We start from the raw sequence: 21248 nt of genomic DNA, 5'->3' as shown, positions 1-21248 counted from the left end.
CCCAGGCTCAACCAGGCGGCCGTCGCGGCACAGAGCGCCGACATCGACGCGGTCTCCGGAGCCACCTACACCAGCGCGGGCTACAAGCAGTCGCTCCAGTCGGCGCTGGACCGGGCCGGTGGCTGACGCGGTGGCCGAGCCCGCCGATGCGCCCGCCGCGGTGCGACACGTGGAGGAGACGATGGGGACCGTCTTCTCCCTCGACGTCCGCGGCGGGGAACCCCGGGCGGTGCGCGCGGCGCTGGAGGCGGCGGTCGCCGGGCTGCGCCGGGCCGACGAGGTGTTCAGCACGTACCGCGACGACAGCCAGATCTCCCGGCTGGCGCGCGGTGAGCTGACCGCCGGGGAATGCGATCCCGAGGTCGCCGAGGTGCTGGCGCTGGCCGCGGAGGCGGAACGGGTGAGCGACGGCTGGTTCAGCCCGCGCTACCGGGGCCGTCTCGACCCCACCGGGATCGTCAAGGGCTGGGCCACCGAGCGGGCGGCACTCACGCTCGCCGCGGCCGGGGCGACGGGGGTGAGCGTCAACGGAGGCGGGGACGTCCAGCTGCTGGGGACGCCGGGGGCACAGCGGCCCTGGCGGGTGGGTGTGTCGGACCCGCTGCGCCCCGGCGGCCTCGCCGCCGTCGTCTCGGCCGCCGGTGCCGACGAACTGGCCGTGGCCACCTCGGGCACGGCGGAGCGCGGGGACCACATCGTGGACCCCCGCACCGGCCGCTCGGCGGTCACCGACCTGATCGCCGTCACGGTGGTGGCCCCCCGCCTCACCTGGGCCGACTGCTGGGCCACGGCCGCCTTCGCGATGGGGTCGCGGCAGGCCCTCGGCTGGCTGGAGTCCCTGCCGGACGTCGAGGCGCTGCTGATCACGGCGGGGGACGAGGTGCGGTGCACCGGCGGACTGGCCGCTCGGCTGGGGTGAACGCCGTCAGCGGGGTGGACGGGGAACCACGCGGTCCTCGCCCCCCGCTCGTCACCCCGTTCAGTGGCCGTTCTGAGCCAGCCTCAGCAAGTGGTCCGCCAGGGCCTGGCCCCCTTCGGGAGCACGGCTGATCAGCAACAGCGTGTCGTCACCCGCGATCGTCCCCAGGATGTCGTGCAGCTCGGCCTGGTCGATCGCCGAGGCCAGGAACTGGGCGGCCCCCGGAGGAGTCCGCAGGACCACGAGGTTGGCCGACGCCTCCGCGGAGATCAGCAGTTCCGCGGAGAGCCTGCGCATCCGCTCCTCCTTCGCCGACTCCCCCAGGGGCGCCCGGGGGGTACGGAAACCCCCCTCGCTCGGCACCGCGTAGATGAGGTCGCCGTCGGTGTTGCGGATCTTCACCGCGTTCAGCTCGTCCAGATCGCGGGAGAGCGTCGCCTGGGTGACGCTCAGTCCGTCGTCCGCGAGCAGCTTCGCCAGCTGGCTCTGGCTCCGCACCGGCTGCCGGTTGAGGATGTCCACGATCCGGCGGTGGCGTGCGGTGCGGGTCTGCGGCACGGCGGGCCCGGCATGCTGACCCTGGTCCTGCTCCTGGCTCATCGTCGTCTCATTCTCCGGATCGTCCTTCCCCGTCTGCCCGGCCGGCCTCGTCCAGGATGCCGGGCAGCGCCTCGAGGAAGGCGTCCACCGCGTCGTCCCCGAGGGTCAGCGGCGGCATCAGCCGTACGACATCGGGGGCGGGCGCGTTCACGAGGAATCCGGCGTCCTGGGCCGCCTGTTGCGCCTGGGGCGCGAGCGGCTCGGTGAGCACGATACCCAGGAGAAGGCCCGCGCCCCGGACACGGTCGATCAACGGGTGGCGGGTGGCCTCGATCCCGTCGCGGAGTTTCTCGCCCTGCCGCTTGACGTTCTCCAGCAGCCCCTCGTTCTCGATGGTGTCGAGCACGGCGAGGCCGGCGGCGCAGGCGACCGGGTTGCCGCCGAAGGTGGTGCCGTGCAGGCCGGGCCGCAGCAGGTCGGCGGCGCGTCCGAAGGCGACGGTGGCGCCGAGCGGCAGTCCGCCGCCGAGCCCCTTGGCGAGGGTGACGACGTCCGGCAGGACGCCCTCGTGGGCCTGGTACTCGAACCAGTTGCCGGTGCGGCCGACACCGGTCTGCACCTCGTCCAGCACGAGCAGCGCACCCGTGGCGGCCGTGATGGCGCGGGCGGCCTTGAGGTAGCCGGACGGAGGGACGACGACCCCCTTCTCGCCCTGGATCGGCTCGATGATCACCAGCGCGGTGTCCTCGGTGACCGCGGCGGCCAGCGCCTGCGCGTCGCCGTACGGGACGTGCGTGACGTCCCCGGGCAGCGGCAGGAACGGTTCCCGCTTGCCGGGCTGTCCGGTGAGCGCGAGGGCGCCCATGGTGCGGCCGTGGAAGCCGCCGTCGGTGGCGACCATGCGGGTCCGCCCGGTCAGCCGGCCGATCTTGAACGCGGCCTCGTTCGCCTCCGCGCCCGAGTTGCAGAAGTAGACCCTGCCCTCGCGGCCGAAGAGCTGGAGCAGCCGTTCGGCGAGCGCGACGGGCGGTTCGGCGACGAACAGGTTGGAGACGTGGCCGAGGGAGGCGATCTGCCGGCCGACGGCCTCGACGACCGCCGGGTGGGCGTGGCCGAGCGCGTTGACCGCGATGCCGCCCACGAAGTCGGCGTACTCCTTGCCGTCGGCGTCCCACACCCGTGCGCCCTCACCGCGCACCAGGGGCAGCCGCGGGGTGCCGTAGTTGTCCATGAGCGCGCCCTGCCACCGCGCGGTCAGTTCCTCGTTGCTCACGGCTCCCCCTGTCCGTCCGGCTTCTCGTCGGGCACGACCATGGTGCCGATGCCCTCGTCGGTGAAGATCTCCAGCAGGATCGAGTGCTGGACCCGGCCGTCGATGACGCGGGCGGTGGTCACACCGTTGCGCACGGCGTGCAGACAGCCCTCCATCTTCGGCACCATGCCGGAGGACAGCTCCGGCAGGAGTTTCTCGAGCTGGGACGCGGTGAGCCGGCTGATCACCTCGTCGGAGTTCGGCCAGTCCTCGTAGAGTCCCTCGACGTCCGTGAGGACCATGAGGGTCTCGGCGCCCAGTGCAGCAGCGAGTGCCGCAGCCGCCGTATCAGCATTGACGTTGTAGACATGGTGGTCGTCCTGACTGCGGGCGATCGACGAGACGACCGGAATGCGGCCGTCGGCGAGCAGCGCTTCGATCGCGCCCGTGTCGATGTCGGTGATCTCGCCGACCCGTCCGATGTCGACCGGTTCGCCGTCGATCTCGGGCCGGTGCCTGGTGGCGGTGAGGGTGTGCGCGTCCTCGCCGGTGAGTCCGACGGCGAGCGGTCCGTGCCGGTTGAGCAGCCCGACCAGCTCCCGCTGCACCTGTCCGGCCAGCACCATCCGTACGACGTCCATGGCGTCCTCGGTGGTGACGCGCAGACCGGCCCTGAACTCGCTGACGATGCCGTGCCGGTCGAGCGCGCGGCTGATCTGCGGGCCGCCGCCGTGCACGACGACCGGTTTGAGGCCGGCGTGCCGCAGGAAGACCACGTCCTGGGCGAAGGCGGCCTTCAGCTCCTCGTCCACCATGGCGTTCCCGCCGAACTTGATGACGACGGTCTTTCCGTGGTGCCGGGTCAGCCAGGGCAGCGCCTCGACGAGGATCCGGGCCTTGGGCAGCGCGGTGTGTTTGCGGGTCGTGGTCATGATGAGTAGGCGCTGTTCTCGTGGACGTAGTCGGCGGTGAGGTCGTTGGTCCAGATGGTGGCGGTCTCGTCGCCGGCGGCGAGGTCGGCGACGATGTGCACCTCGCGGTAGCGCATGTCGACCTTCTCCCGGTCCTCGCCGACGCCGCCGTTCTTGCACACCCAGACGCCGTTGATGGCGACGTTCAGCCGGTCCGGTTCGAAGGCGGCCCGGGTCGTGCCGATCGCGGAGAGCACGCGGCCCCAGTTGGGGTCCTCACCGTGGATGGCGCACTTGAGGAGGTTGTTGCGGGCGATGGAGCGGCCCACCTCGACGGCGTCGTCCTCGGTCGCGGCGCCCACCACCTCGACCTTGATGTCCTTGCTGGCGCCCTCGGCGTCGCGGATGAGCTGCTGACCGAGGTCGTCGCAGACGGTCCGGACCGCCTCGGCGAACTCCTCGTACCCGGGGGTGACTCCGGAGGCGCCGGAGGCGAGCAGCAGCACGGTGTCGTTGGTGGACATGCAGCCGTCGGAGTCGACGCGGTCGAAGGTCACCCTGGTCGCGGCGCGCAGGGCCTTGTCCAGGGTCTCGCTGTCGAGGTCGGCGTCGGTGGTGAGGACGACGAGCATGGTGGCGAGGCCGGGGGCGAGCATGCCGGCGCCCTTCGCCATGCCGCCGACGGTCCAGCCGTCCTTGGTGACGACGGACGTCTTGTGGACCGTGTCGGTGGTCTTGATGGCGATGGCGGCCTTCTCGCCGCCGTGCTCGGACAGCTGGGCGGCGGCCGTCTCGACCCCCGGCAGCAGCTTGTCCATCGGCAGCAGTACGCCGATGAGCCCCGTCGAGCAGACGGCGACCTCGATCGCGCCCACGCCGAGCACCTCGGCGGCCTTCTCGGCGGTGGCGTGGGTGTCCTGGAAGCCCTTCGGTCCGGTACAGGCGTTGGCGCCGCCGGAGTTGAGGACGACGGCGGAGACCTGGCCGTTCTTCAGCACCTGCTCGGACCAGAGCACGGGTGCGGCCTTGACGCGGTTGGCGGTGAAGACGCCGGCGGCGGCGCGGCGGGGGCCGTTGTTGACCACGAGGGCCAGGTCGGGGTTGCCGTTCTCCTTGATCCCGGCGGCGATTCCCGCCGCCGTGAATCCCTTCGCTGCCGTCACACTCACGGCGCAACTCCGATCGTCGTCAGTCCGGTGGTCTCGTCGAGCCCCAGGGCGATGTTCATGCTCTGGACGGCACCGCCCGCGGTGCCCTTGGTCAGGTTGTCGATGGCGCTGATCGCGATGATCCGCCCCGCGGCCTCGTCGTACGCGACCTGCAGCTGAACGGCGTTGGAACCGTGGACGGACGCCGTGGCGGGCCACTGGCCGTCGGGGAGCAGGTGGACGAAGGGCTCGTCGGCGAAGGCCTTCTCGTAGGCGGCGCGGACGGAGTCGGCGGTGACGCCGGGGCCGGCCTTCGCGCTGCACGTGGCGAGGATGCCGCGGGGCATCGGCGCGAGGGTGGGGGTGAAGGAGACGGAGATCCGCTCGCCCGCCACCGCGGAGAGGTTCTGGATCATCTCGGGGGTGTGCCGGTGCCCGCCTCCCACGCCGTACGGCGACATGGAGCCCATGACCTCGGAGCCCAGCAGGTGCGGCTTGGGCGCCTTGCCCGCGCCGGACGTCCCGGACGCGGCGACGATCACGGCCTCGCTCTCGGCGAGCCCCGCCGCGTACGCCGGGAAGAGGGCCAGCGAGACGGCGGTCGGGTAGCAACCGGGCACCGCGATGCGCTTGGACCCCTCCAGCGCATCGCGGCCACCCGGCAGTTCGGGCAGGCCGTACGGCCAGGTACCGGCGTGCGGGGAACCGTAGAACCGCTCCCAGTCGGCCGCGTCCTTCAGCCGGAAGTCGGCGCCCATGTCGACCACGAGCACGTCCGGGCCGAGCTGCTCGGCGACGGCCGCGGACTGTCCGTGCGGCAGCGCGAGGAAGACGACATCGTGTCCGGCGAGCACCTCGGCCGTGGTCGGCTCCAGGACCCGGTCGGCGAGCGGCGGCAGGTGCGGCTGCAGCGCACCGAGCCTCTGTCCGGCGTTGGAGTTGCCGGTCAGGGCACCGATCTCGATCTCGGGGTGCGCGAGCAGCAGACGCAGCAGCTCCCCGCCCGCGTATCCACTCGCTCCGGCCACTGCGGCACGTACGGTCATGGCACCTCCTCCTGGATGGCATGACTATACGTTTCTTCGCAGGTTTATGCAATGCCGTGTGCGGCGGCAGGTCGAGGCGCTGCCGACCTCGTCGTCCGCCGCGGTGTCGGGGCAGTGCTGCGGAAACCGGGCCGGGGGGCCCGCCGTCCCCCTTCGGCGGACGGTGACGGGTCCGGAACCCCCGCGTCCCGCGGGCCGTGTGCGCGGCGCCCGGGAGAGATCCGTCACCGCGTGTCGCGCAGCCGAAGGAGGTACGCCGCGGTCAGCGCGACGGCACGGTCCTCGTCGTGCGACAGCTCCACGAGGGCACGTGACACCGTCGCCCCCGGGATGTCCGCCAGCGCCTGGGTCAGCCGTCCGCGTGCAGGCGCTCCGGTGGCGTCGTGGGCGATGCGGTCGACGAGCCCGGTCGCGATCCGGTCCGCCGTCGTGGTGTCGCTCGCCAGCACGCTCAGCGCATCGGCCGCATCGGTGTCGTTCCTTCCCTCCACGATCATGTCGATGAGCACCGGGACCGCATCGGCCACTCCGCGTGCCCCGAGCGCCAGAGCCGCGTGCCCGCGGACCACGGCGTCGGGGTTCGCGAGAGCGTGCCGCAGCCGCGCGGTGGCCTCCTCACCGGGCATCTCGGCGAGGGACCGAACGGCACGTTCCCGCACCGCGGCCACCGGTGAGCCGAGGCCCTCCGCCAGCAGTGCCGGGCCGCCGTCGCCCGATCGCGCCAGCGCCCATCGAAGGGCTCCGGCGACGTTCGGCTCCGTCTCGCTCAGTGCCGCCTCGACCAGGGCCTCCACCGGCGCCGGAACCTCGTCCGCCGAGGAGAGGGCCGCGCGCTGGCGCGTGTCGGCGCTCTTCGACCCCAGTGCCTGGAGGAGCGCGACGACCTGGAGGACGTCCTCCCAGCCGGTGGGATCCGCGGCATCGATCCGGCGCAGCCGCGTGAGCAGCTCGGTCTCGGCCGCGATGCGGTCGCGTGTCTGACGGATGAGGTCGCCGATGAGCGCCGAGGGCGTGAAGCCGGGATCGTCGAGCGCGCGCCCGATCTCGCGCAGCGACAGACCCAGCGACCGCAGGCTCTCGACATGGAAGATCCGCCGGATGTCCTCACCGGAGTACTCCCGGTAACCGGAGCCCGTACGGCCCGAAGGCCGCACCAGGCCGAGCGACTCGTAGTGCCGGAGCATGCGGGCACTGACCCCGGACCGTCGCGCCACCTCACCGATCAACACGTCCTATCGTCCCTCCTGTCCGGACCCGCCGAGGGCCACGACGCGCTTCGCCTCCTCGATCGCGAACTCGAATCCGGCGTCCGGGTCGCGCAGCAGCCGTTGCGTGGCGAGCGCGTGCGCGCGCACGCGCGGGTCAGGGGCCGTCGTCGCGGTACGCAGAGCCGGCACGACCACTTCACCCAGCGCGACCAGCGCCCGGCTGAGACTCAGCTGCGTCTCCCGCTCACCGCGCCCGAGCTGCGTCGCCAGCGCCGCGGCCAAGGCCGGCTCCTCGCCTTCCGGCACGAGCACGACCGCGGCCCGCCAGGCGCTCCGTGCCACCTCGTCGTCGGCGTCGGACAACAGCGCCCGTGTGATCGCCGGCCACGCCCGCCGGTCCCCGATCTTGGACAGCGTGTGCAGCGCCTGGCTCCGTGCCTGCGCACGCTCCGAGCGGACTTCGCGGACCAGCCCGGGGAGCGTCACGGACACCGGGTGGCGGGTGAGCGCCCAGGTCAGCATGTCGCGGACGAAGAACTCGGGCTCGATCGCGCATCGTTCGACGAGTTTGTCGACAAAGCGCGGGTCGGGCGACGTGCCGAGCGCCAGAGCGGCCCGCAGTCGCACGGACGAACGGCCGTCCTCCAGCCCCTGGAGCGCTCGTACCGCGTCCGTGTCCTGTCTCGTGGTCGTCATCGAGACCACCTCCTCGGCAAGCAGTGAAGGCCTTGTCACCGTGTCAAGGTCAAGCAGGGCCCGCTGACCGGTGACCGGTCACCGAAGGAGGAACCGCCGGTTCTCCAGGGAGGCGAAGCCGTGCCCGCCGAAGCACGGACGGCCGCCGCCGCCCCGCCCGGCCGACCGCAACGCCACGTCCCGGCGGTCAGCCGGTGGCCGGAGGGCGCCTCGCCCGGCGGACGGAGCTGGAGCCGCACACCCGCATGGGCGTGAGCTTCCACGTCCCCCGGGGCGGCACGGCCCGCGTCGGTCTGTCCGGGGCGACGCCCAAGGGGGAGCCCCTGCTGACCAGGTGCATGGCACCGGCCGCCGACATGGCGGTGACCGACGGCCGCCACAGCTCGCGGGAGGCGCGCTGGGGCCCGAGGGTCCGGCAGCGCGGCGGGCCGGGTGCCCTACCTCTGCTTGATCCTCAGGAACGTCACCGAGTTCGCCGGGAAGGTGTACGTGAACTTCGGGGCGACCCCGCCGAACGTGGACGTCACCGGGGTGACCGGGGTGTCCGTCTCCGTGTTCACCGCGTCCGCGTCGGCGGCCAGCGTGGTCACGCGGGCCCTGGAGGCGACCTTCGCGCCGCCGAGGTCGATCGCCGTGCGGGCCTCAGCCGGCTGGGCGTTGACCACCTTGACGATCAGCTCACCGGTCCGGGCGTCCTCGGTGACCACCTGGCGGAACGGCTCGGCCGGCTTGTCGTCGGTGAAGCTGCCCCACTCCTGCCCGTCGAGGTAGAGGGTGACCTGGCGGCCGCGCACCTTGATGTCGATGTCGTAGGCGCGGCCCGTCTCGATCGACCCGGCCTTGGAGATGAGCGTCGACTTGCCGCCGTCCACGGCCTGCTCGACGGCGGACTGGGTGTTGTTCCAGCCGCCCAGGTTCCACCAGTAGTAGTTGCCGGTGTCCTTGACGCCGAAGGCGACGAGGAAGCCCTCCTTGCCGGACTTCTTGGTGGCCTTCACGTGCAGGTCGTAGTCGCGCCAGGCCGGGTCGCCGGCCGTGACCAGGGTGTTCTCGGCGGCCTCGTCGGTCTGGACGTACTGGCCGTCCCGGACGCTCCAGCTGCCGCCGCCGCTGTGGGTCCATCGCGACGCGCCACCGGAGAAGTCGTCGTCCAGCAGCGTCGTGCCGTCGGCGGCGGTCACCCTCACGTCGTCGTAGGCCGCGCTGGTCGCCCAGGTCGACAGGCCGACGGCGCCGGTGATGGGGCCGCTGACGTCGGGGGTGGTGGTCGCCTCCGACGGGACCACGCGGTCGCCGACGTTGGTCATGAACAGCTTCTGGACCTCGTAGTTGGCCGAGCCCCAGGACGCGTGGTTGTTGAACCAGATCATGTCCGGCGACCACTGGACGTAGTCCTCGTTGGCGAGCAGCGGCGCGTACGAGGCGAGCTTGACGATGTCCGCGTTGCGCTCCAGACCCGTCATGAACGCGGCTTCGGCGAGGCCGTTCTTCCAGGCGTTGCCCTGGGAGGCGTACTCGCCGAGGAAGACCTGGGGGCCTTTCCTGTCGTACGCGTCGTAGCGGTCGTTGTTCTGCAGGAACCACTGCGGGCTGTTGTAGTAGTGCTCGTCGACCATGTCGACGCCGGCTTCGCGGTTGAGGCGCCACGCGGTGTCGAAGGTGGTGCCGGAGTCGTCCGGGCCGGAGTTGGAGATCACCGTGATGTCCGGGTGCTCGGCCTCGATGGCGGCCCGGAACCTCTTGAAGCGCTCCATGAACTCGACGGGCAGGTTCTCCTCGTTGCCCACACCGATGTGGGTGAGGCCGAAGGGCTTCGGGTGGCCCATCTCGGCGCGCACCCTGCCCCACGTGGAGGTCGCCGGGCCGTTGGCGAACTCGATGAGGTCGAGGGTGTCCTGGATGTGCCGCTTCAGCAGCGCCTCGTCGTCGGTGGCCCGGTTCTGGCCGCAGCCGGTCACCAGGGCCGGGACGACGGGCAGCGGCATGGCGCCGATGTCCTCGGCGAAGCGGAAGTACTCGTAGTAACCGAGACCGTAACTCTGGTTGTAGCCCCAGAAGTTCGCGTTGGTCGCGCGCTCCTCGACCGGGCCGACGGTGTCCTTCCACTGGTAGGAGCGCTTGCGCTGCCAGCCGGAGGACTCGCTGTAGTCCTCCATGGACCCGGTGTTGACCAGGCAGCCGCCGGGGAAGCGGACGAAGCCCGGCTCCAGGGCGGCGATCTTCTCGGCGAGGTCCTTGCGCAGGCCGTTGGGCTGGCGCTTGTAGGTGTCGCGCGGGAACAGCGACACCATGTCGAGGGCCGCGGCCGAGGAGGAGGCGACGGTCAGGCGGCCGCGGCTGCTGGTGCGGGACGCGGTGAACGTGGCCTCGTACTTGGCCCAGTCGCCCTTCACCGCCACCCGGCGGACGGTCGCGAGCTGCCCCGCGGTGTCCTTCAGGCCGACGGTCAGGGTGGTGCCGTTCTCGGCGCGGGCCCACACCGAGAAGTCGTACCGTTTGCCCTTCTCCACACGGATGCCGGTGTTGTAGCCGGTGTTCGTGACGGAGGAACCCGCACCCAGGGCGAGGTAGTTGCGGTTGCGCTCGTTGAGCCGGCCGGAGTCGTTCACCACCTCGGCCGTGCCGCCGACCGTCCAGGAGGTCAGCGGCGTGTAGGAGCCGTTGTCGGCGGTGGAGTACTCGAAGGACCGGTTCTGCACGAGCTCGGCGTACAGACCGCCGTCGGCGGCCCGGTTGATGTCCTCGAAGAAGACGCCGTACATCGTGTCGTCGATCGCCGCGCCCCGGGCGTCCGGGTCGACGGTGATCGTGTAGTCGGTGACGTCCTCGGCGTGCGCGGGGGCCGGGACGAGGGCGGCGGCCGTCAGGAGGGCGGTGGCGGTGAGGCCGAGTCTGAGGCGGGCGCGGCTTCGTGCGGTGCGTGACATGGATACTCCGCGGCTCTCTGGGAGTGGGGACTCCGGAGTTGTTCGATATGTCGACCATTGATCAGCACTTCGAACGGCAAGATAGAGAGGGGGCAGGAGCACGTCAATGGGTCGTGCGCGAGGGAAGACCGTGTGAGGGCGGACGGGATGGGCGAGTTCTGGCCGGTACCCGATGTGCTGGCCTACCTGAGCGGCCACTGGCGGGTGGAGCGGACCGTGCGCGACCTGGCGAGCGGCGACCGCGGGCGTTTCGAGGGGACGACCGTTTTCGGCCCGCTGGAGGGCGGTGGCCTGCTGCACCGGGAATCCGGCACCTTCACCTGGCGGGGCGTCGCCCGGCCCGCCGAGCGGACACTGCGCTTCCTGCCGGGACCGGGCGGCACGGCGGACGTGCGGTTCGCGGACGGCCGCCCGTTCCACGACCTGGACCTCACGGCGGGCCGGCACGTCGCCGGCCATCCGTGCGCGGCGGACCTCTACCGGGGCGAGTTCACCGTCCGCGACGAGGACCACTGGCGGACGGTCTGGCGGGTGCGCGGGCCGGCCAAGGACCTGGAGCTGACCACCGGCTACGCGCGCATGGGCTGAGCGGGCGCCCCGCCGAGGCGAAGGCTCCAGCGGCCCGGCCGGCCACGCCGATCGCCGACAGCGAGCGGACGTCGATGTTCCAGTACGTCGCCGGCGGCGCCTTCAGCACGTACCCCAGGGCCGCGCGGATCACGGACGGCTCGGCCACGGCCACCACCGTGCAGCCGTCCTCCGGGGGCCGGGTGCCGAACCGGCCGCCGACGCGCCGGATGAAGTCCAGCAGCGGCTCCCCGCCGTGCGGCGTGGCCCGCGGGTCGGCGACCCAGGCTCCCCCAAGCTCTCAACTCCGTTCGAGCAGGGAGGCACCCCCAGCCGCCTCCGGCTCCCGGGCCGTCGCCTCGCCCGGGATCAGCCCGCGCCAGCGGCCCATGTCGCAGTCGCGCAGGGCGAGCTGCACCAGCGGGGCGTAGCCGAGACCGTCCCCGGTGGCACGGCTGCGCGGGGCCGGCGGGCAGTAGCGCAGATCGGCGGCGGCGAGCGGCAGCAGCTCATGGGCGACCCGTTGCACCTCGCTCCAGCCGGCCCGGTCCAGCGGCCGGTCGTCCTCGAAGCGTTCGGCGAGCGCCGAGGAGCTCCCCGCGGCGGCGACGAACGTGACCCGAAGTGCCATGCGGCGATCGTCAGACGCGGAAGCACGCGGGTCAAGAGGTGTCACCACGAACGTTGCCCAGGGTGCGCCGCGCCTTGCCCGCAGGTCAGGACCTGCCGGACAGGTCGCCCGCGACCCGCGTCGGCGGAAAGCGGTCACTCCAGGACGAGCGCCATCCACTGGTCGGGCCGGTCCAGCGCCCGGAAACCGAGCTTCTCGTAGACACCGTGCGCGTCGTGCGTGGCGAGCAGGACGCGCCGCAGTCCGTACGGCAGCAGATCCTCCCGTACGGCCGCCACCAGGGCCGTACCGACGCCCTTCCCCCGCACCGAGGGGTCGACGTACACGTCGCACAGCCAGGCGAAGGTGGCCCGGTCGGTGACGACCCGGGCGTAGGCCACCTGTTCCCCCGACGCCGACGCGTAGACACCGAAGTTGAGCGAGCCCGCGATCGCCGCGTCCTGCTTGTCCCGGGGGCGTCCGAGGGCCCAGTACGCGTCGGTGGACAGCCACCGGTGCACGCGCTCGGCGTCGATCCGTCCGGGGTCGGTGGAGATCTCGTACCCCTCGGGGAGGCTGAAGCTGTCGGTCATGCCGGGAGGCTGCCAGGTCCGGGCACCGGCGTCGAGCGGTTTTCGCAGGTCGGATGCCTTGTCGGTGAGGGGTGCCACCGGCCGTGCGGAACCTCGGCCGCCGACCGCTCCGGGAGCCGGAGGCCGGACCGGCCGCGTCACCGGCGGATTCGCCCGCGGCGTCGCGCCGGTCCCGCGCGGCCGGCCCTCGCTAGAGCACCTCGTCGCAGGCGGTGCGCAGGCGCCGCACGCCCTCCGTGATCTCCCCGGTGCCCGCCACCGCTGCGAAGCTCAGCCGGAGGTGCCCGGCCGGGGGCTCGGCGCTGAAGTAGGGGCGGCCGGGGGTGAGGGCGACGCCGGCGCGCAGGGCGGCGGCCGTCAGGGCGGACTCTCCCCCGGGGCCGAAAGCCTGGGAGGCGCCCCCGGCGCCCTCGGGCAGCCGCAGCCACAGGTGGTAGCCGCCGGACGGGACGTGCGGCAGGGCGAGTTCCGGCAGGTGGAGGCGGAGCGCGGCGGTCATGGCGTCCCGGCGGGCCCGCAGCTCGGCCGAGATCGCGCGCAGATGGCGCGGCCAGGCGGGCGAGCCGACGAGTTCCAGCGTGGCCTCCTGGAGGGGGCGGGGGACGAAGAAGGTGTCGACGACCTGGATGGCCCGCAGCCGCTCCAGCACCGGGCCGTGCGCGGCGAGGGCGCCCACCCGGAAGCTGGGCGAGGTCGCCTTGGTCAGCGAGCAGACGTGCACCACGACCCCGTCGGGATCGTCGGCGGCGAGCGGGCGCGGCAGCGGACCCGCGTCCTCGTGCACCAGTCGCCGGACGAAGTCGTCCTCGACCACGAAGGCGCCCGCCTCGCGGGCGATGCGCAGCACCTCGCCGCGCCGGTCGGGCGCGAGCACGGCACCGGTGGGGTTCTGGAACAGCGGCTGGCAGACGAAGACCCGGGCTCCGGTCGCCCGGAACGCGTCCGCGAGCAGCGCGGGCCGCACGCCGTCCGCGTCCACCGGGACGGGCACCGGGCGCAGTCCGGCCGCGCGGGCGATGGCCAGCATGCCCGGGTAGGTGGGCGACTCGACCAGGACCGGCGCGCCGGGCGGCGCGAGCGCGCGCAGGGCGGTGGTCAGCGCGGACTGCCCGCCCGACGTGACCAGCACCCCCGCCGCCGTGACCGGGCCTCCGACACTGCGCGCGAACCACTCGCGCAGCTCCGGCAGCCCTTCCATGGGCGGCCTCCCCCAGGCACCCGGCCTGCGCCCGGCCCGGGACAGTGCCGCCGCCATCGCCCGCTCGGGCTGCAGGGAGGGGTGCAGGTAGCCGCCGTTGAACTCGATCACCCCGGGCGGCGGCGCGGCGAGCGAGGCCAGCACCCCGGAGGCGTCCACCGAGCGCGGTACGAGGTCGGCGGCGCCGTCCGCGCTGAGGGCGACCTCCTGCCAGGAGGTGTCCCCGGCGGGGGCGGCCGAGGCGCGGGGCTGCGCGCGGAAGGCGCCGGCGCCGGGCCGGGTGACGACCAGTCCCTCGGCGGCGAGCTGCGCCAGCGCCCGGGAGACGGTCACGGGGCTCACCCGGAACCGCTCCACCAGGGCCCGGCTGGACGGGAGCTTTCCACCGGGAGAGTAGCGGTCGAGCTCACGCCGCAGCCGATCCGCCAGCTCTCCGACACTGCTACGCTCATGCATGAGAGCACAGAGTAGCGCTACCACCGCGCCCCCGATAGCGGTCACCGCCCACCGGGGCCGCGCCGGCCTCGGCACCCTCCAGGCCGCCCTCGGCGTCGTCGCCTTCTCCCTCACCTTTCCGGCCACCGCCTGGGGCCTGGAGGGCTTCGGCCCTTGGTCGCTGGTCGCCGTGCGCAGCGTGCTGGCGGCGCTGATCGCGGGCGGCTGTCTGCTCGCCCTGCGCGTTCCGCCGCCCGGCCGCCGTCACTGGCCCGGGCTCGCGGTGGTCGGCGCCGGGGTGGTCCTCGGCTTCCCGATGCTGACCACGCTGGCGTTGCAGACCTCGACCACCGCGCACGCGGCCGTCGTGGTGGGCCTCCTCCCGCTGACCACGGCGCTGCTGTCCGCCCTGCGCGTCGGCTCCCGCCCCTCGCGCGCCTTCTGGGCGGCGGCCCTCGCCGGAGCCGCCGCCGTCGTGGCGTTCACCGTCCAGCAGAGCGGCGGCGCGCTGACCACGGCCGACCTGTACCTCTTCGCGGCGCTGCTGGTGTGCGCGGCCGGGTACACCGAGGGCGGCCGGCTGGCCCGGGTGATGCCGGGCTGGCAGGTGATCGGCTGGGCTCTGGTGCTGTGCCTGCCGCTCGCCGTGCCCGTCGCCGCGATCGCGCTGACGCTCGAGCCGGTGCGGCTGACCGCGCACAGCGTGACCGGACTGCTGTGGGTGGCCGCGGGGTCGCAGTTCCTCGGGCTGATCGTGTGGTACCGGGGCATGGCGGCGATCGGCATCCCCAAGGCCAGCCAGTTGCAGCTGGCCCAGCCGCTGCTCACACTGGTGTGGTCGGTGCTGCTGCTGAACGAGCACCTGACGGTGGCCGCCCCGCTGGCGGCCGCGGCGGTGCTCGTGTGCATCGCCGCCACGCAGCGGGCACGTGCCTGAGGAGGGCGTGCGCCCGCTGCCGAGCGGCGTGCTCCGCCGTAGACTCGATGCCACGGACCGCTGCTCCCGCACTTGTGAGGAGGCCCCGATGCACGCAACCGTGGGCGACCTGCTTGTCCAGCACGGCAGGGTGGTCGGTCAGCACGACAAGGTCGGCGAGATCGTCGAAGTGATGGGACGGGAGGGCAGTCCGCCCTACCGCGTCCGCTTCGAGGACGGACACGAGGGCGTGTGCTCGCCCGGCCCCGACACCGAGATCCGGCACAGGACGACGACCCCGACGATCCAGCGGTAGATCAGCGCGGGGGTCTCGCCGGCCGCCGGTAGTGGTCGGCGACCACCCGCGCCATCGCCCCGACCGGGTCGGCCGTCACCTCGCGGGCGGCGAAGAAGACGTGTCCGCGGACCGGTGCGTACTCCTTGGCCAGGGCCAGGTGCCGGGACAGTTCGGCCGGGTCCCGCCAGGCCGCGGGCTGCGCCGGGTCGCCCGCCTTGTACAGCGCCTCCCCCAGGTAGAGCCGCGTTCCCGATCCCCGTACGACGTCGGCCCACCAGGGGAGCAGCTTGGCGTAGTCGGCGGCGGCGAAGCCGATGTTCCAGTACAGCTGCGGGCAGATGTAGTCGATCCAGTTCTCCCGGGCCCACCGGCGGGTGTCCGCGTGCAGGTCGTCGTACGTCTGCACGCCCGCCCGGGTGTCCGAGCCACGGGGGTCTCCCCCGCCCGAGCGCAGTCGGGAGCCCGGGGAGGGGTCCGTGTCCGCGTTGCGCCACACCCCGAAGGGACTGATGCCGAAGCGGGTGCCGGGCCGGATCCCCTTGATCCCGGCCGCCGTCTCGAGCACCAGCCGGTCGACGTTGTCCCGCCGCCACGCGGCCCGGTCCGGGAAGGCGCCGCCGTGGGTGTCGAAGGCGCGGTCGTCGTCGAAGGTCTGGCCGGCCACGGGGTACGGGTAGAAGTAGTCGTCGAAGTGGACCGCGTCCACCGGGTACCTGCGCACCGCGTCGAGCATCGCTTCCCGCACGAAGGCGCGGACCTCGGGCAGCCCCGGGTTGTAGTACAGCCTGCCGCCGTACGGGACGATCCAGCCGGGGTTCGCGCGGGCCGGGTGGGAGGCGGCCAGCCGGGACGGGTCGGTGTGGAGGGCGACGCGGTACGGGTTGAACCAGGCGTGCAGTTCCAGACCGCGGGCGTGGGCCTCCGCGACGGCCGTGCCGAGCGGGTCCCAGCCGGGGTGCCGGCCCTGGGTGCCCGTGAGGTACTGCGACCACGGCTCGTACGGCGAGGGCCACAGCGCGTCGGCCGTGGGCCGCACCTGGAAGATCACGGTGTTGAGCCGGGCCCGGACGGCCGCGTCGAGGTGGGCGACCAGCTCGGCGCGCTGCCGCGCGGCGCTCAGGCCCGGCCGGGAGGGCCAGTCCCGGTTGGTCACGGTGGCCAGCCACATCCCCCGCATCTCGTCGGCCGCCCCGGCCGCCGCCGCGCGCCGCCCCGGCGCGGCGGACGCCTGCGGCATCGCCGCCAGCGCGGCCAGCGTCACCGCCGCGAACGCCCTGCGTGACACTCGTCCCATCGCGCACCCCCTGGAACCCCGGCACCCCGTCGGACCGCCCGGTCACGGTCCGTTTCGCGCCCAGGATGCCCCACCCCGGCGATCGATCATCGATACTTCGGAGTAACGTGCACGAACGGAGCAGGCACCGGGACCCGGCGGACCTGCCACAGCCGTAAGCAGTAGCGAAAGGGACGATGTGACCGACATCGAACGCGTCGGAGTGGTGGGCTGCGGTCAGATGGGCGCGGGGATCGCCGAGGTGTGCGCCCGTGCCGGACTGGACGTCAAGGTCGCCGAGACCACCGGCGAAGCCCTGGAGATCGGCCGTACCCGGCTGTTCAACTCCCTGTCCAAGGCAGCCGAACGCGGCAAGATCACCGCGGAGGAGCTCGAGGCCACGCAGGCGCGGCTGAGCTTCACCACGGACCTCGGCGAGTTCGCCGACCGTGACCTGGTGATCGAGGCCGTCGTCGAGAACGAGCAGGTCAAGACGGAGATCTTCCAGGTGCTGGACCAGGTGGTGACCCGGCCGGACGCGATCCTGGCCTCCAACACCTCCTCCATCCCGCTGGTGAAGCTGGCGGTCGCCACCTCGCGGCCCGACCACGTCATCGGCATCCACTTCTTCAACCCGGCCCCGGTGCAGAAGCTGGTGGAGCTGATCCCGGCGCTCACCACCTCCGAGGGCACGCTGAGCCGTGCCCAGGTGTTCACCGAGAAGGTGCTGGGCAAGCACGCGATCCGCGCCCAGGACCGCTCCGGCTTCGTGGTCAACGCGCTGCTGATCCCGTACCTGCTCTCCGCGATCCGGATGTTCGAGTCGGGCATCGCCAGCCGGGAGGACATCGACAACGGCATGGAGATGGGCTGCGCCCACCCGATGGGCCCGCTGAAGCTGTCCGACCTGATCGGCCTGGACACGGTGGCCTCGGTCGCGTACTCGATGTACGAGGAGTACAAGGAGCCGCTGTACGCCGCTCCCCCGCTGCTCCAGCGCATGGTCGACGCGGGCCGGCTGGGCCGCAAGACCGGCTCGGGCTTCTACACGTACGGCTGACGCCCCGGCCGCGGGCCCGGCACCGGGAGCCCGGTGCCGGGCCCGCGGCGTCCGCACACCGTACGGACTCGGTAGCCCGCATCAGGGCATGGTGTCCTGCCCGAGCCGGAGGTGGTGCAACAGGAGTAACGCGGCGGCCATGCCGGCGGCCGGGACCTCACCGCGGGCGACCAGGTCGGGGACCAGCTTGAGGGGCACCCACTCCCGGCGGTCCGACTCGAAGTCGTCCACGGGGTGGCCGACGTACTCGCCCTCGTCGGCCCAGTAGACGTGGTGCCGGGCGTCGGTGAGGCCGTTGGACGGCTCCACGCTCATGAGGTGGTGCAGGGGTCCCGGCCGCCAGCCGGTCTCCTCCTCCAGTTCCCTGGCGGCCGCCCCGGCGATGTCCTCGCCGTCCTCGACCACGCCCGCCGCGAGTTCCCACCCCCAGCTGTCGGTGATGAAACGGTGGCGCCAGAGCAGGAGGACCTCGTTGGCCTCGTTCACCACCGTGGCCACGGCGACGGGCCGCAGCCGTATGAGGAAGTGGTCGAGATGCCGGCCGTCCGGCAGTTCGACATCCGCGAGATTGACGCTGAACCAGCGGTTCGCATACACAGTTTGTTCGTTCTGTTTCATCCACTGCACGGTTCTGCCACCTTCCGACGGGTAAGGGGCAATATCGCAGTAGGAACGGTCCGACAGCAGGCGCACGGGAGGCCGCCCGCGGCGCAGCGGAAGGCGCGGTGGAGGCGCGTGCCGGGCGCGGTGCCCCTGATCTGCGCCTGTCCTACAGCGGTACGCGCAGTGCCCCGTCGATGAGTTCGGCCGCCTCGGCCGTGCCGGCGCAGCCGCTGCGCACGAGGTGCTCGCGCACCGCCCGCAGTCTGTCGCGCAGCCGCTGCGACTCCATCCCGCGGGCCTGCTCGGCCATCCGCACCGCGATGGCCACCGCGCTGTCGGCGTTGCCCTGACGCAGCTCGATGGTGCTCAGCATGGCCAGCCGGTGCACCCGGCCCCGGTCGTGCGCGGGGGTGTCCACGGCCGCCGCGGCGTGCTCGCCGGCCGCCGCCAGCTCACCGAGGCTCAGCAGCGCCTCCGCCACCTGGACGTTGACCAGGCCGGGCTGGACGTAACCGGTCTCGTCGGGCTCGTACCCGCGCCGGATGCGCTCGGCCGCCCGCTCGGCCCGCCGGATGCAGGACAGCGCGCTCGCACCGTCGCCGAGGTGCGCGTAGGCCTTGGCCTGCATCGCGTACAGGTCGGAGGCGAGCGCCGGGGTGATGTGCCTGCCGGCCGCGCGCAGCGCCGCCTCCGCGAACGCGACGGCCTGCCGGTACTCCCGCGTGTACAGCGACTGGTTGACCAGCAGCGCTATCACGTACGCGCCGAGCCCCCGGTCCCCGCTGGCCTTCGCGAGCCGGAGCGCCTGGTGGAAGTAGCGCTGGGCGAGACCGTGTGCGTCGGAGTCGTACGCGCAGATACCGGCGATCGCCACCAGCCCGCCGGTGGCCCGGTGCAGTTGCCGGCCGGTGGCGTCGGTGTACCTGCCGCGCAGCAGCGGGGCGGCCTCGGTGTTGAGGAAGCCGACGATCCGGGCGCGCGTCGCGATGCCGCCGACCTTGCGGTACATCTGCTCGTAGTGGGTGCGGGCGGCGCGCAGCATGTCGAGGTCGCCCGGGGTGACCGGGTGCCGGCCGCCGCGGGAGACGTCCACGTCCTCGGGCGGGTTCTCCCACTCCCACACCGGCATCACGGCGGGCGTACCGGTGACCGCGGGCGCGCCGAGGACGTGCGGACGCTGCTGCTGGTCGGAGCGCCACAGCGCGGTGGCCCGTTCGACGAATCCGGAGAGCGAGCCGGTGTGCGCGGCGGACGGCTCGCCGGGCACACCGAGCCCGATGTCGTCGAGGGTGACCGGGCGGTGCAGCCGGGCGGCGAGCACCTCGCAGATCAGGTCGGGCACCTGGCCCCGGGGCCGCTGCCCCTTCAGCCACCGGGCGACGGCCGTGTGCTCGTATCTCAGCGACAGCCCGCGCGCCCGTCCGGCCCGGTTGACGCGCGCGGCCAGACCCGCGTGCGAGATCCCGGCCTCGTCCAGGATCGCGTCGAGCAGAGTGTTGGGCTGCATTCGGGCCCCCCGGTGACTCGGTGCCGTCAGGGTAGTGGCTGCTCGTTCACACGGGGTGTGAACGGAGTGCTCGAATCCGTAGGGTGCGCGCGCTGTCGCGGAGGGTTTCCGGTCGGTTGACTGGATTGCCTCGAAAGAGGCCGGCCGGGCCGCCGGCTCCCCCTCGTACAGTGCGGCGGCCCGTTTCCACGCCGTCCGCCCAGCTGCCTGCCCGACACTCCGTGGCGGGGCGGACGGCGTGCGGCCCCGTCGGTTCCCCGGTCACGGCCGGCTCCCCCGGTTACGCCGGGAACCGCAGGCGATCGGTCGGGCCCAGGTCCGCCGTGGCCGGCCGCGCGGATTCCCGCGTCCCTGACGGGGTGCGCCGGGACTGACGCTCGTTCACGAGGACCAGCAGGGCCACGTCGTCCTTGGGCGGCCCGGCCGTGTGGTGCACGAGCGCCTCGAGGACCGTGCGCAGCACGGCACGGGGTGTGGGCGGGTGTGCGCGTGCGGCGTCGGTGAGGACGTCGCGCAGGGGGAAGAACCGGCCGTCGGCGTCCCGTGCCTCCTCGGCTCCGTCCGTGTGCAGGACGAGGGTGTCGCCGGGCAGCAGGCGTCCGCAGGGAACGACGGGGAGTTCGGACGGCAGCGGGAACGGGCCGAGGGGCGGGAGCGGATCGGCGCGGACGAGCGGTTCGGCGCGGGCGCCGCTCAGCAGGTACGCCCAGGGGTGCCCGCAGTTCAGGGCCCGCACCTCCCCGTCCGGGAGGATCTCCAGCACCAGTACGGTGACGAACTCCTCGGCGGCCGGGCCGTCGGCGGCGCCCGCGGGAGCGTCCTCGGCGCCGGCCCGCTCCCGCAGGTGCCGGGCCACCGCCCGTTCCAGCCGGCGCAGCACCCCGGCCAGCTCGGCCTCGTCGTGCACGGCCTCGCGGAAGCTGCCGAGGACGGCGGCGACGGTCCCGGCGGCGCCGAGCCCGTGCCCGCGGACGTCACCGATGACGGCCCGTACGCCGTGCTCGGTGGCGACCACCTCGTACAGGTCGCCGCCGATCCGGGCGCCCTGGTCGGCCGACAACTGGACGGCGGCGACGGCCAGTCCGTCGACACACGGGGGCAGCGGCCGCAGCAGCACGCTCTGCGCGGCCTCGGCGACCCGGCGGGCCCGCCGCAGTTCGCGCAGCAGCCCGCGCCGGACGTGCAGCACCAGCCCGGTGCCGGCCGCGCACAGCACGGCGCTGCTGACGAGGCGCGCGCCGAGGGCGTCGTCCCGGGCGAGCGGGCAGGTCAGCCGGTAGACGACCGCGGTGGCGCCCAGGGTCGTGGGCAGTGCGAGGTCGAGCACCCGGCGCAGCGGATGCCGACCGTCCCGCCGGACGGCGGCACGGTGGCCGGCCGTGCGGGCCCGGAGGGGAAGACGGAAAGGCGCGGGAGCCCGTGAGGCGGACCGGGGCGGCACCCCGCGGGGAGTCCCAGCCTTGAAGCGGATCATGCCGATGGCCCCCCATATAGGCCCTGACAGCGCGGACCGGCCCAGAAAGGCCGGTCCGATTCTGTCG

20 protein-coding genes and 1 pseudogene are annotated in these 21248 nt (G+C 73.1%); 6 read left to right on the top strand and 15 right to left on the bottom strand.

The genetic code is table 11. The features are described 5' to 3' along the window. Both RIM90_RS11330 and RIM90_RS11325 read left to right on the top strand, forming a co-directional pair. Window positions 1-126, top strand: a 126-nt coding sequence (locus tag RIM90_RS11330; RefSeq protein WP_309060522.1) for an FMN-binding protein, incomplete at its 5' end; no start/stop codon positions are given. Between the two features lie 55 nt (window positions 127-181). Continuing rightward, complete coding sequence (locus RIM90_RS11325) at window positions 182-919, top strand: FAD:protein FMN transferase (protein ID WP_309060521.1); 738 nt, start codon at window positions 182-184, stop codon at window positions 917-919. Window positions 920-979: 60 nt separating this feature from the next. Here the strand turns inward: RIM90_RS11325 and RIM90_RS11320 are convergent, their stop codons facing one another. The 8 genes from RIM90_RS11320 to RIM90_RS11285 all read right to left on the bottom strand — a co-directional run bounded on the left by RIM90_RS11320 (window position 980) and on the right by RIM90_RS11285 (window position 10647). Further along, on the bottom strand, window positions 980-1519 hold the full coding sequence (locus tag RIM90_RS11320) for an arginine repressor (RefSeq protein ID WP_309060501.1): 540 nt from the start codon (window positions 1517-1519) through the stop codon (window positions 980-982). Window positions 1520-1526: 7 nt separating this feature from the next. Continuing rightward, window positions 1527-2732, bottom strand: a complete 1206-nt coding sequence (locus tag RIM90_RS11315) for an acetylornithine transaminase (protein ID WP_309060500.1) — start codon at window positions 2730-2732, stop codon at window positions 1527-1529. Further along, window positions 2729-3643, bottom strand: a complete 915-nt coding sequence (gene argB / locus RIM90_RS11310; RefSeq protein WP_309060499.1) for an acetylglutamate kinase — start codon at window positions 3641-3643, stop codon at window positions 2729-2731. Before argB ends, RIM90_RS11315 begins: the two co-directional genes overlap by 4 nt. Beyond that, window positions 3640-4791 (bottom strand): bifunctional glutamate N-acetyltransferase/amino-acid acetyltransferase ArgJ, encoded by a 1152-nt coding sequence (gene argJ, locus RIM90_RS11305; RefSeq protein ID WP_309060498.1) that lies wholly within the window; start codon window positions 4789-4791, stop codon window positions 3640-3642. The genes argB and argJ overlap by 4 nt, the downstream gene beginning before the upstream one ends. Further along, window positions 4788-5816, bottom strand: a complete 1029-nt coding sequence (gene argC, locus RIM90_RS11300) for an N-acetyl-gamma-glutamyl-phosphate reductase (RefSeq protein WP_309060497.1) — start codon at window positions 5814-5816, stop codon at window positions 4788-4790. Before argC ends, argJ begins: the two co-directional genes overlap by 4 nt. Window positions 5817-6040: 224 nt before the next feature. Next, window positions 6041-7045 (bottom strand): MerR family transcriptional regulator, encoded by a 1005-nt coding sequence (locus RIM90_RS11295; RefSeq protein ID WP_309060496.1) that lies wholly within the window; start codon window positions 7043-7045, stop codon window positions 6041-6043. Window positions 7046-7048: 3 nt separating this feature from the next. After that, a complete protein-coding gene (locus RIM90_RS11290; RefSeq protein ID WP_309060495.1) occupies window positions 7049-7720 on the bottom strand; it encodes a HEAT repeat domain-containing protein in 672 nt (223 codons plus the stop codon). A 437-nt stretch (window positions 7721-8157) separates the two neighbouring features. Beyond that, window positions 8158-10647 (bottom strand): alpha-L-arabinofuranosidase C-terminal domain-containing protein, encoded by a 2490-nt coding sequence (locus RIM90_RS11285; RefSeq protein ID WP_309060494.1) that lies wholly within the window; start codon window positions 10645-10647, stop codon window positions 8158-8160. A gap of 147 nt (window positions 10648-10794) precedes the next feature. Between RIM90_RS11285 and RIM90_RS11280 the strand changes: the two genes are divergently transcribed. Beyond that, the gene (locus RIM90_RS11280; protein WP_309060520.1) at window positions 10795-11235 is read left to right on the top strand and encodes a DUF6314 family protein; all 441 of its coding nucleotides are present in this window, start codon (window positions 10795-10797) and stop codon (window positions 11233-11235) included. Here RIM90_RS11280 and RIM90_RS11275 read toward each other — a convergent pair. The 3 genes and pseudogenes from RIM90_RS11275 to RIM90_RS11265 form a co-directional block, all read right to left on the bottom strand. Further along, a pseudogene (locus RIM90_RS11275) lies at window positions 11217-11845 on the bottom strand (histidine phosphatase family protein). The gene RIM90_RS11280 and the pseudogene RIM90_RS11275 sit on opposite strands and share 19 nt — an antisense overlap. A 134-nt stretch (window positions 11846-11979) precedes the next feature. Then, window positions 11980-12417 carry a GNAT family N-acetyltransferase gene (locus RIM90_RS11270; RefSeq protein ID WP_309060493.1) on the bottom strand — a complete coding sequence of 146 codons (438 nt, stop codon included), beginning with the start codon at window positions 12415-12417 and terminating at the stop codon, window positions 11980-11982. 190 nt (window positions 12418-12607) lie between these two features. Then, window positions 12608-14071 carry a PLP-dependent aminotransferase family protein gene (locus RIM90_RS11265; RefSeq protein ID WP_309060492.1) on the bottom strand — a complete coding sequence of 488 codons (1464 nt, stop codon included), beginning with the start codon at window positions 14069-14071 and terminating at the stop codon, window positions 12608-12610. On the opposite strand from RIM90_RS11265, the gene RIM90_RS11260 reads away from it, so the two are divergent. Continuing rightward, complete coding sequence (locus RIM90_RS11260; protein ID WP_309060491.1) at window positions 14070-14987, top strand: DMT family transporter; 918 nt, start codon at window positions 14070-14072, stop codon at window positions 14985-14987. The genes RIM90_RS11265 and RIM90_RS11260 overlap by 2 nt on opposite strands. 88 nt (window positions 14988-15075) lie before the next feature. Next, the gene (locus RIM90_RS11255; protein ID WP_309060490.1) at window positions 15076-15282 is read left to right on the top strand and encodes a DUF1918 domain-containing protein; all 207 of its coding nucleotides are present in this window, start codon (window positions 15076-15078) and stop codon (window positions 15280-15282) included. A 1-nt stretch (window position 15283) separates the two neighbouring features. On the opposite strand, the gene RIM90_RS11250 is transcribed toward RIM90_RS11255, so the two are convergent. Continuing rightward, the gene (locus RIM90_RS11250) at window positions 15284-16558 is read right to left on the bottom strand and encodes a family 10 glycosylhydrolase (RefSeq protein ID WP_309060489.1); all 1275 of its coding nucleotides are present in this window, start codon (window positions 16556-16558) and stop codon (window positions 15284-15286) included. Between the two features lie 178 nt (window positions 16559-16736). Between RIM90_RS11250 and RIM90_RS11245 the strand changes: the two genes are divergently transcribed. Further along, window positions 16737-17597, top strand: a complete 861-nt coding sequence (locus RIM90_RS11245; RefSeq protein WP_309060488.1) for a 3-hydroxybutyryl-CoA dehydrogenase — start codon at window positions 16737-16739, stop codon at window positions 17595-17597. An 81-nt stretch (window positions 17598-17678) separates the two neighbouring features. Here RIM90_RS11245 and RIM90_RS11240 read toward each other — a convergent pair whose 3' ends face one another. From RIM90_RS11240 to RIM90_RS11230, 3 genes are all read right to left on the bottom strand, one after another. Then, complete coding sequence (locus RIM90_RS11240; RefSeq protein ID WP_309060487.1) at window positions 17679-18224, bottom strand: NUDIX hydrolase; 546 nt, start codon at window positions 18222-18224, stop codon at window positions 17679-17681. A 142-nt stretch (window positions 18225-18366) separates the two neighbouring features. Continuing rightward, window positions 18367-19707, bottom strand: coding sequence for a transcriptional regulator (locus tag RIM90_RS11235; protein ID WP_309060486.1), 1341 nt, complete (start codon window positions 19705-19707; stop codon window positions 18367-18369). Between the two features lie 280 nt (window positions 19708-19987). Next, the gene (locus tag RIM90_RS11230) at window positions 19988-21034 is read right to left on the bottom strand and encodes a PP2C family protein-serine/threonine phosphatase (protein WP_309060485.1); all 1047 of its coding nucleotides are present in this window, start codon (window positions 21032-21034) and stop codon (window positions 19988-19990) included. Window positions 21035-21248 lie beyond the last annotated feature (214 nt).

This window comes from Streptomyces sp., from assembly GCF_031181555.1.
GTDB lineage: Bacteria > Actinomycetota > Actinomycetes > Streptomycetales > Streptomycetaceae > Streptomyces > Streptomyces fimbriatus.
Note: the sequence above shows the minus strand (reverse complement) of the source record. Positions and strands in the feature narration are given on the sequence as shown.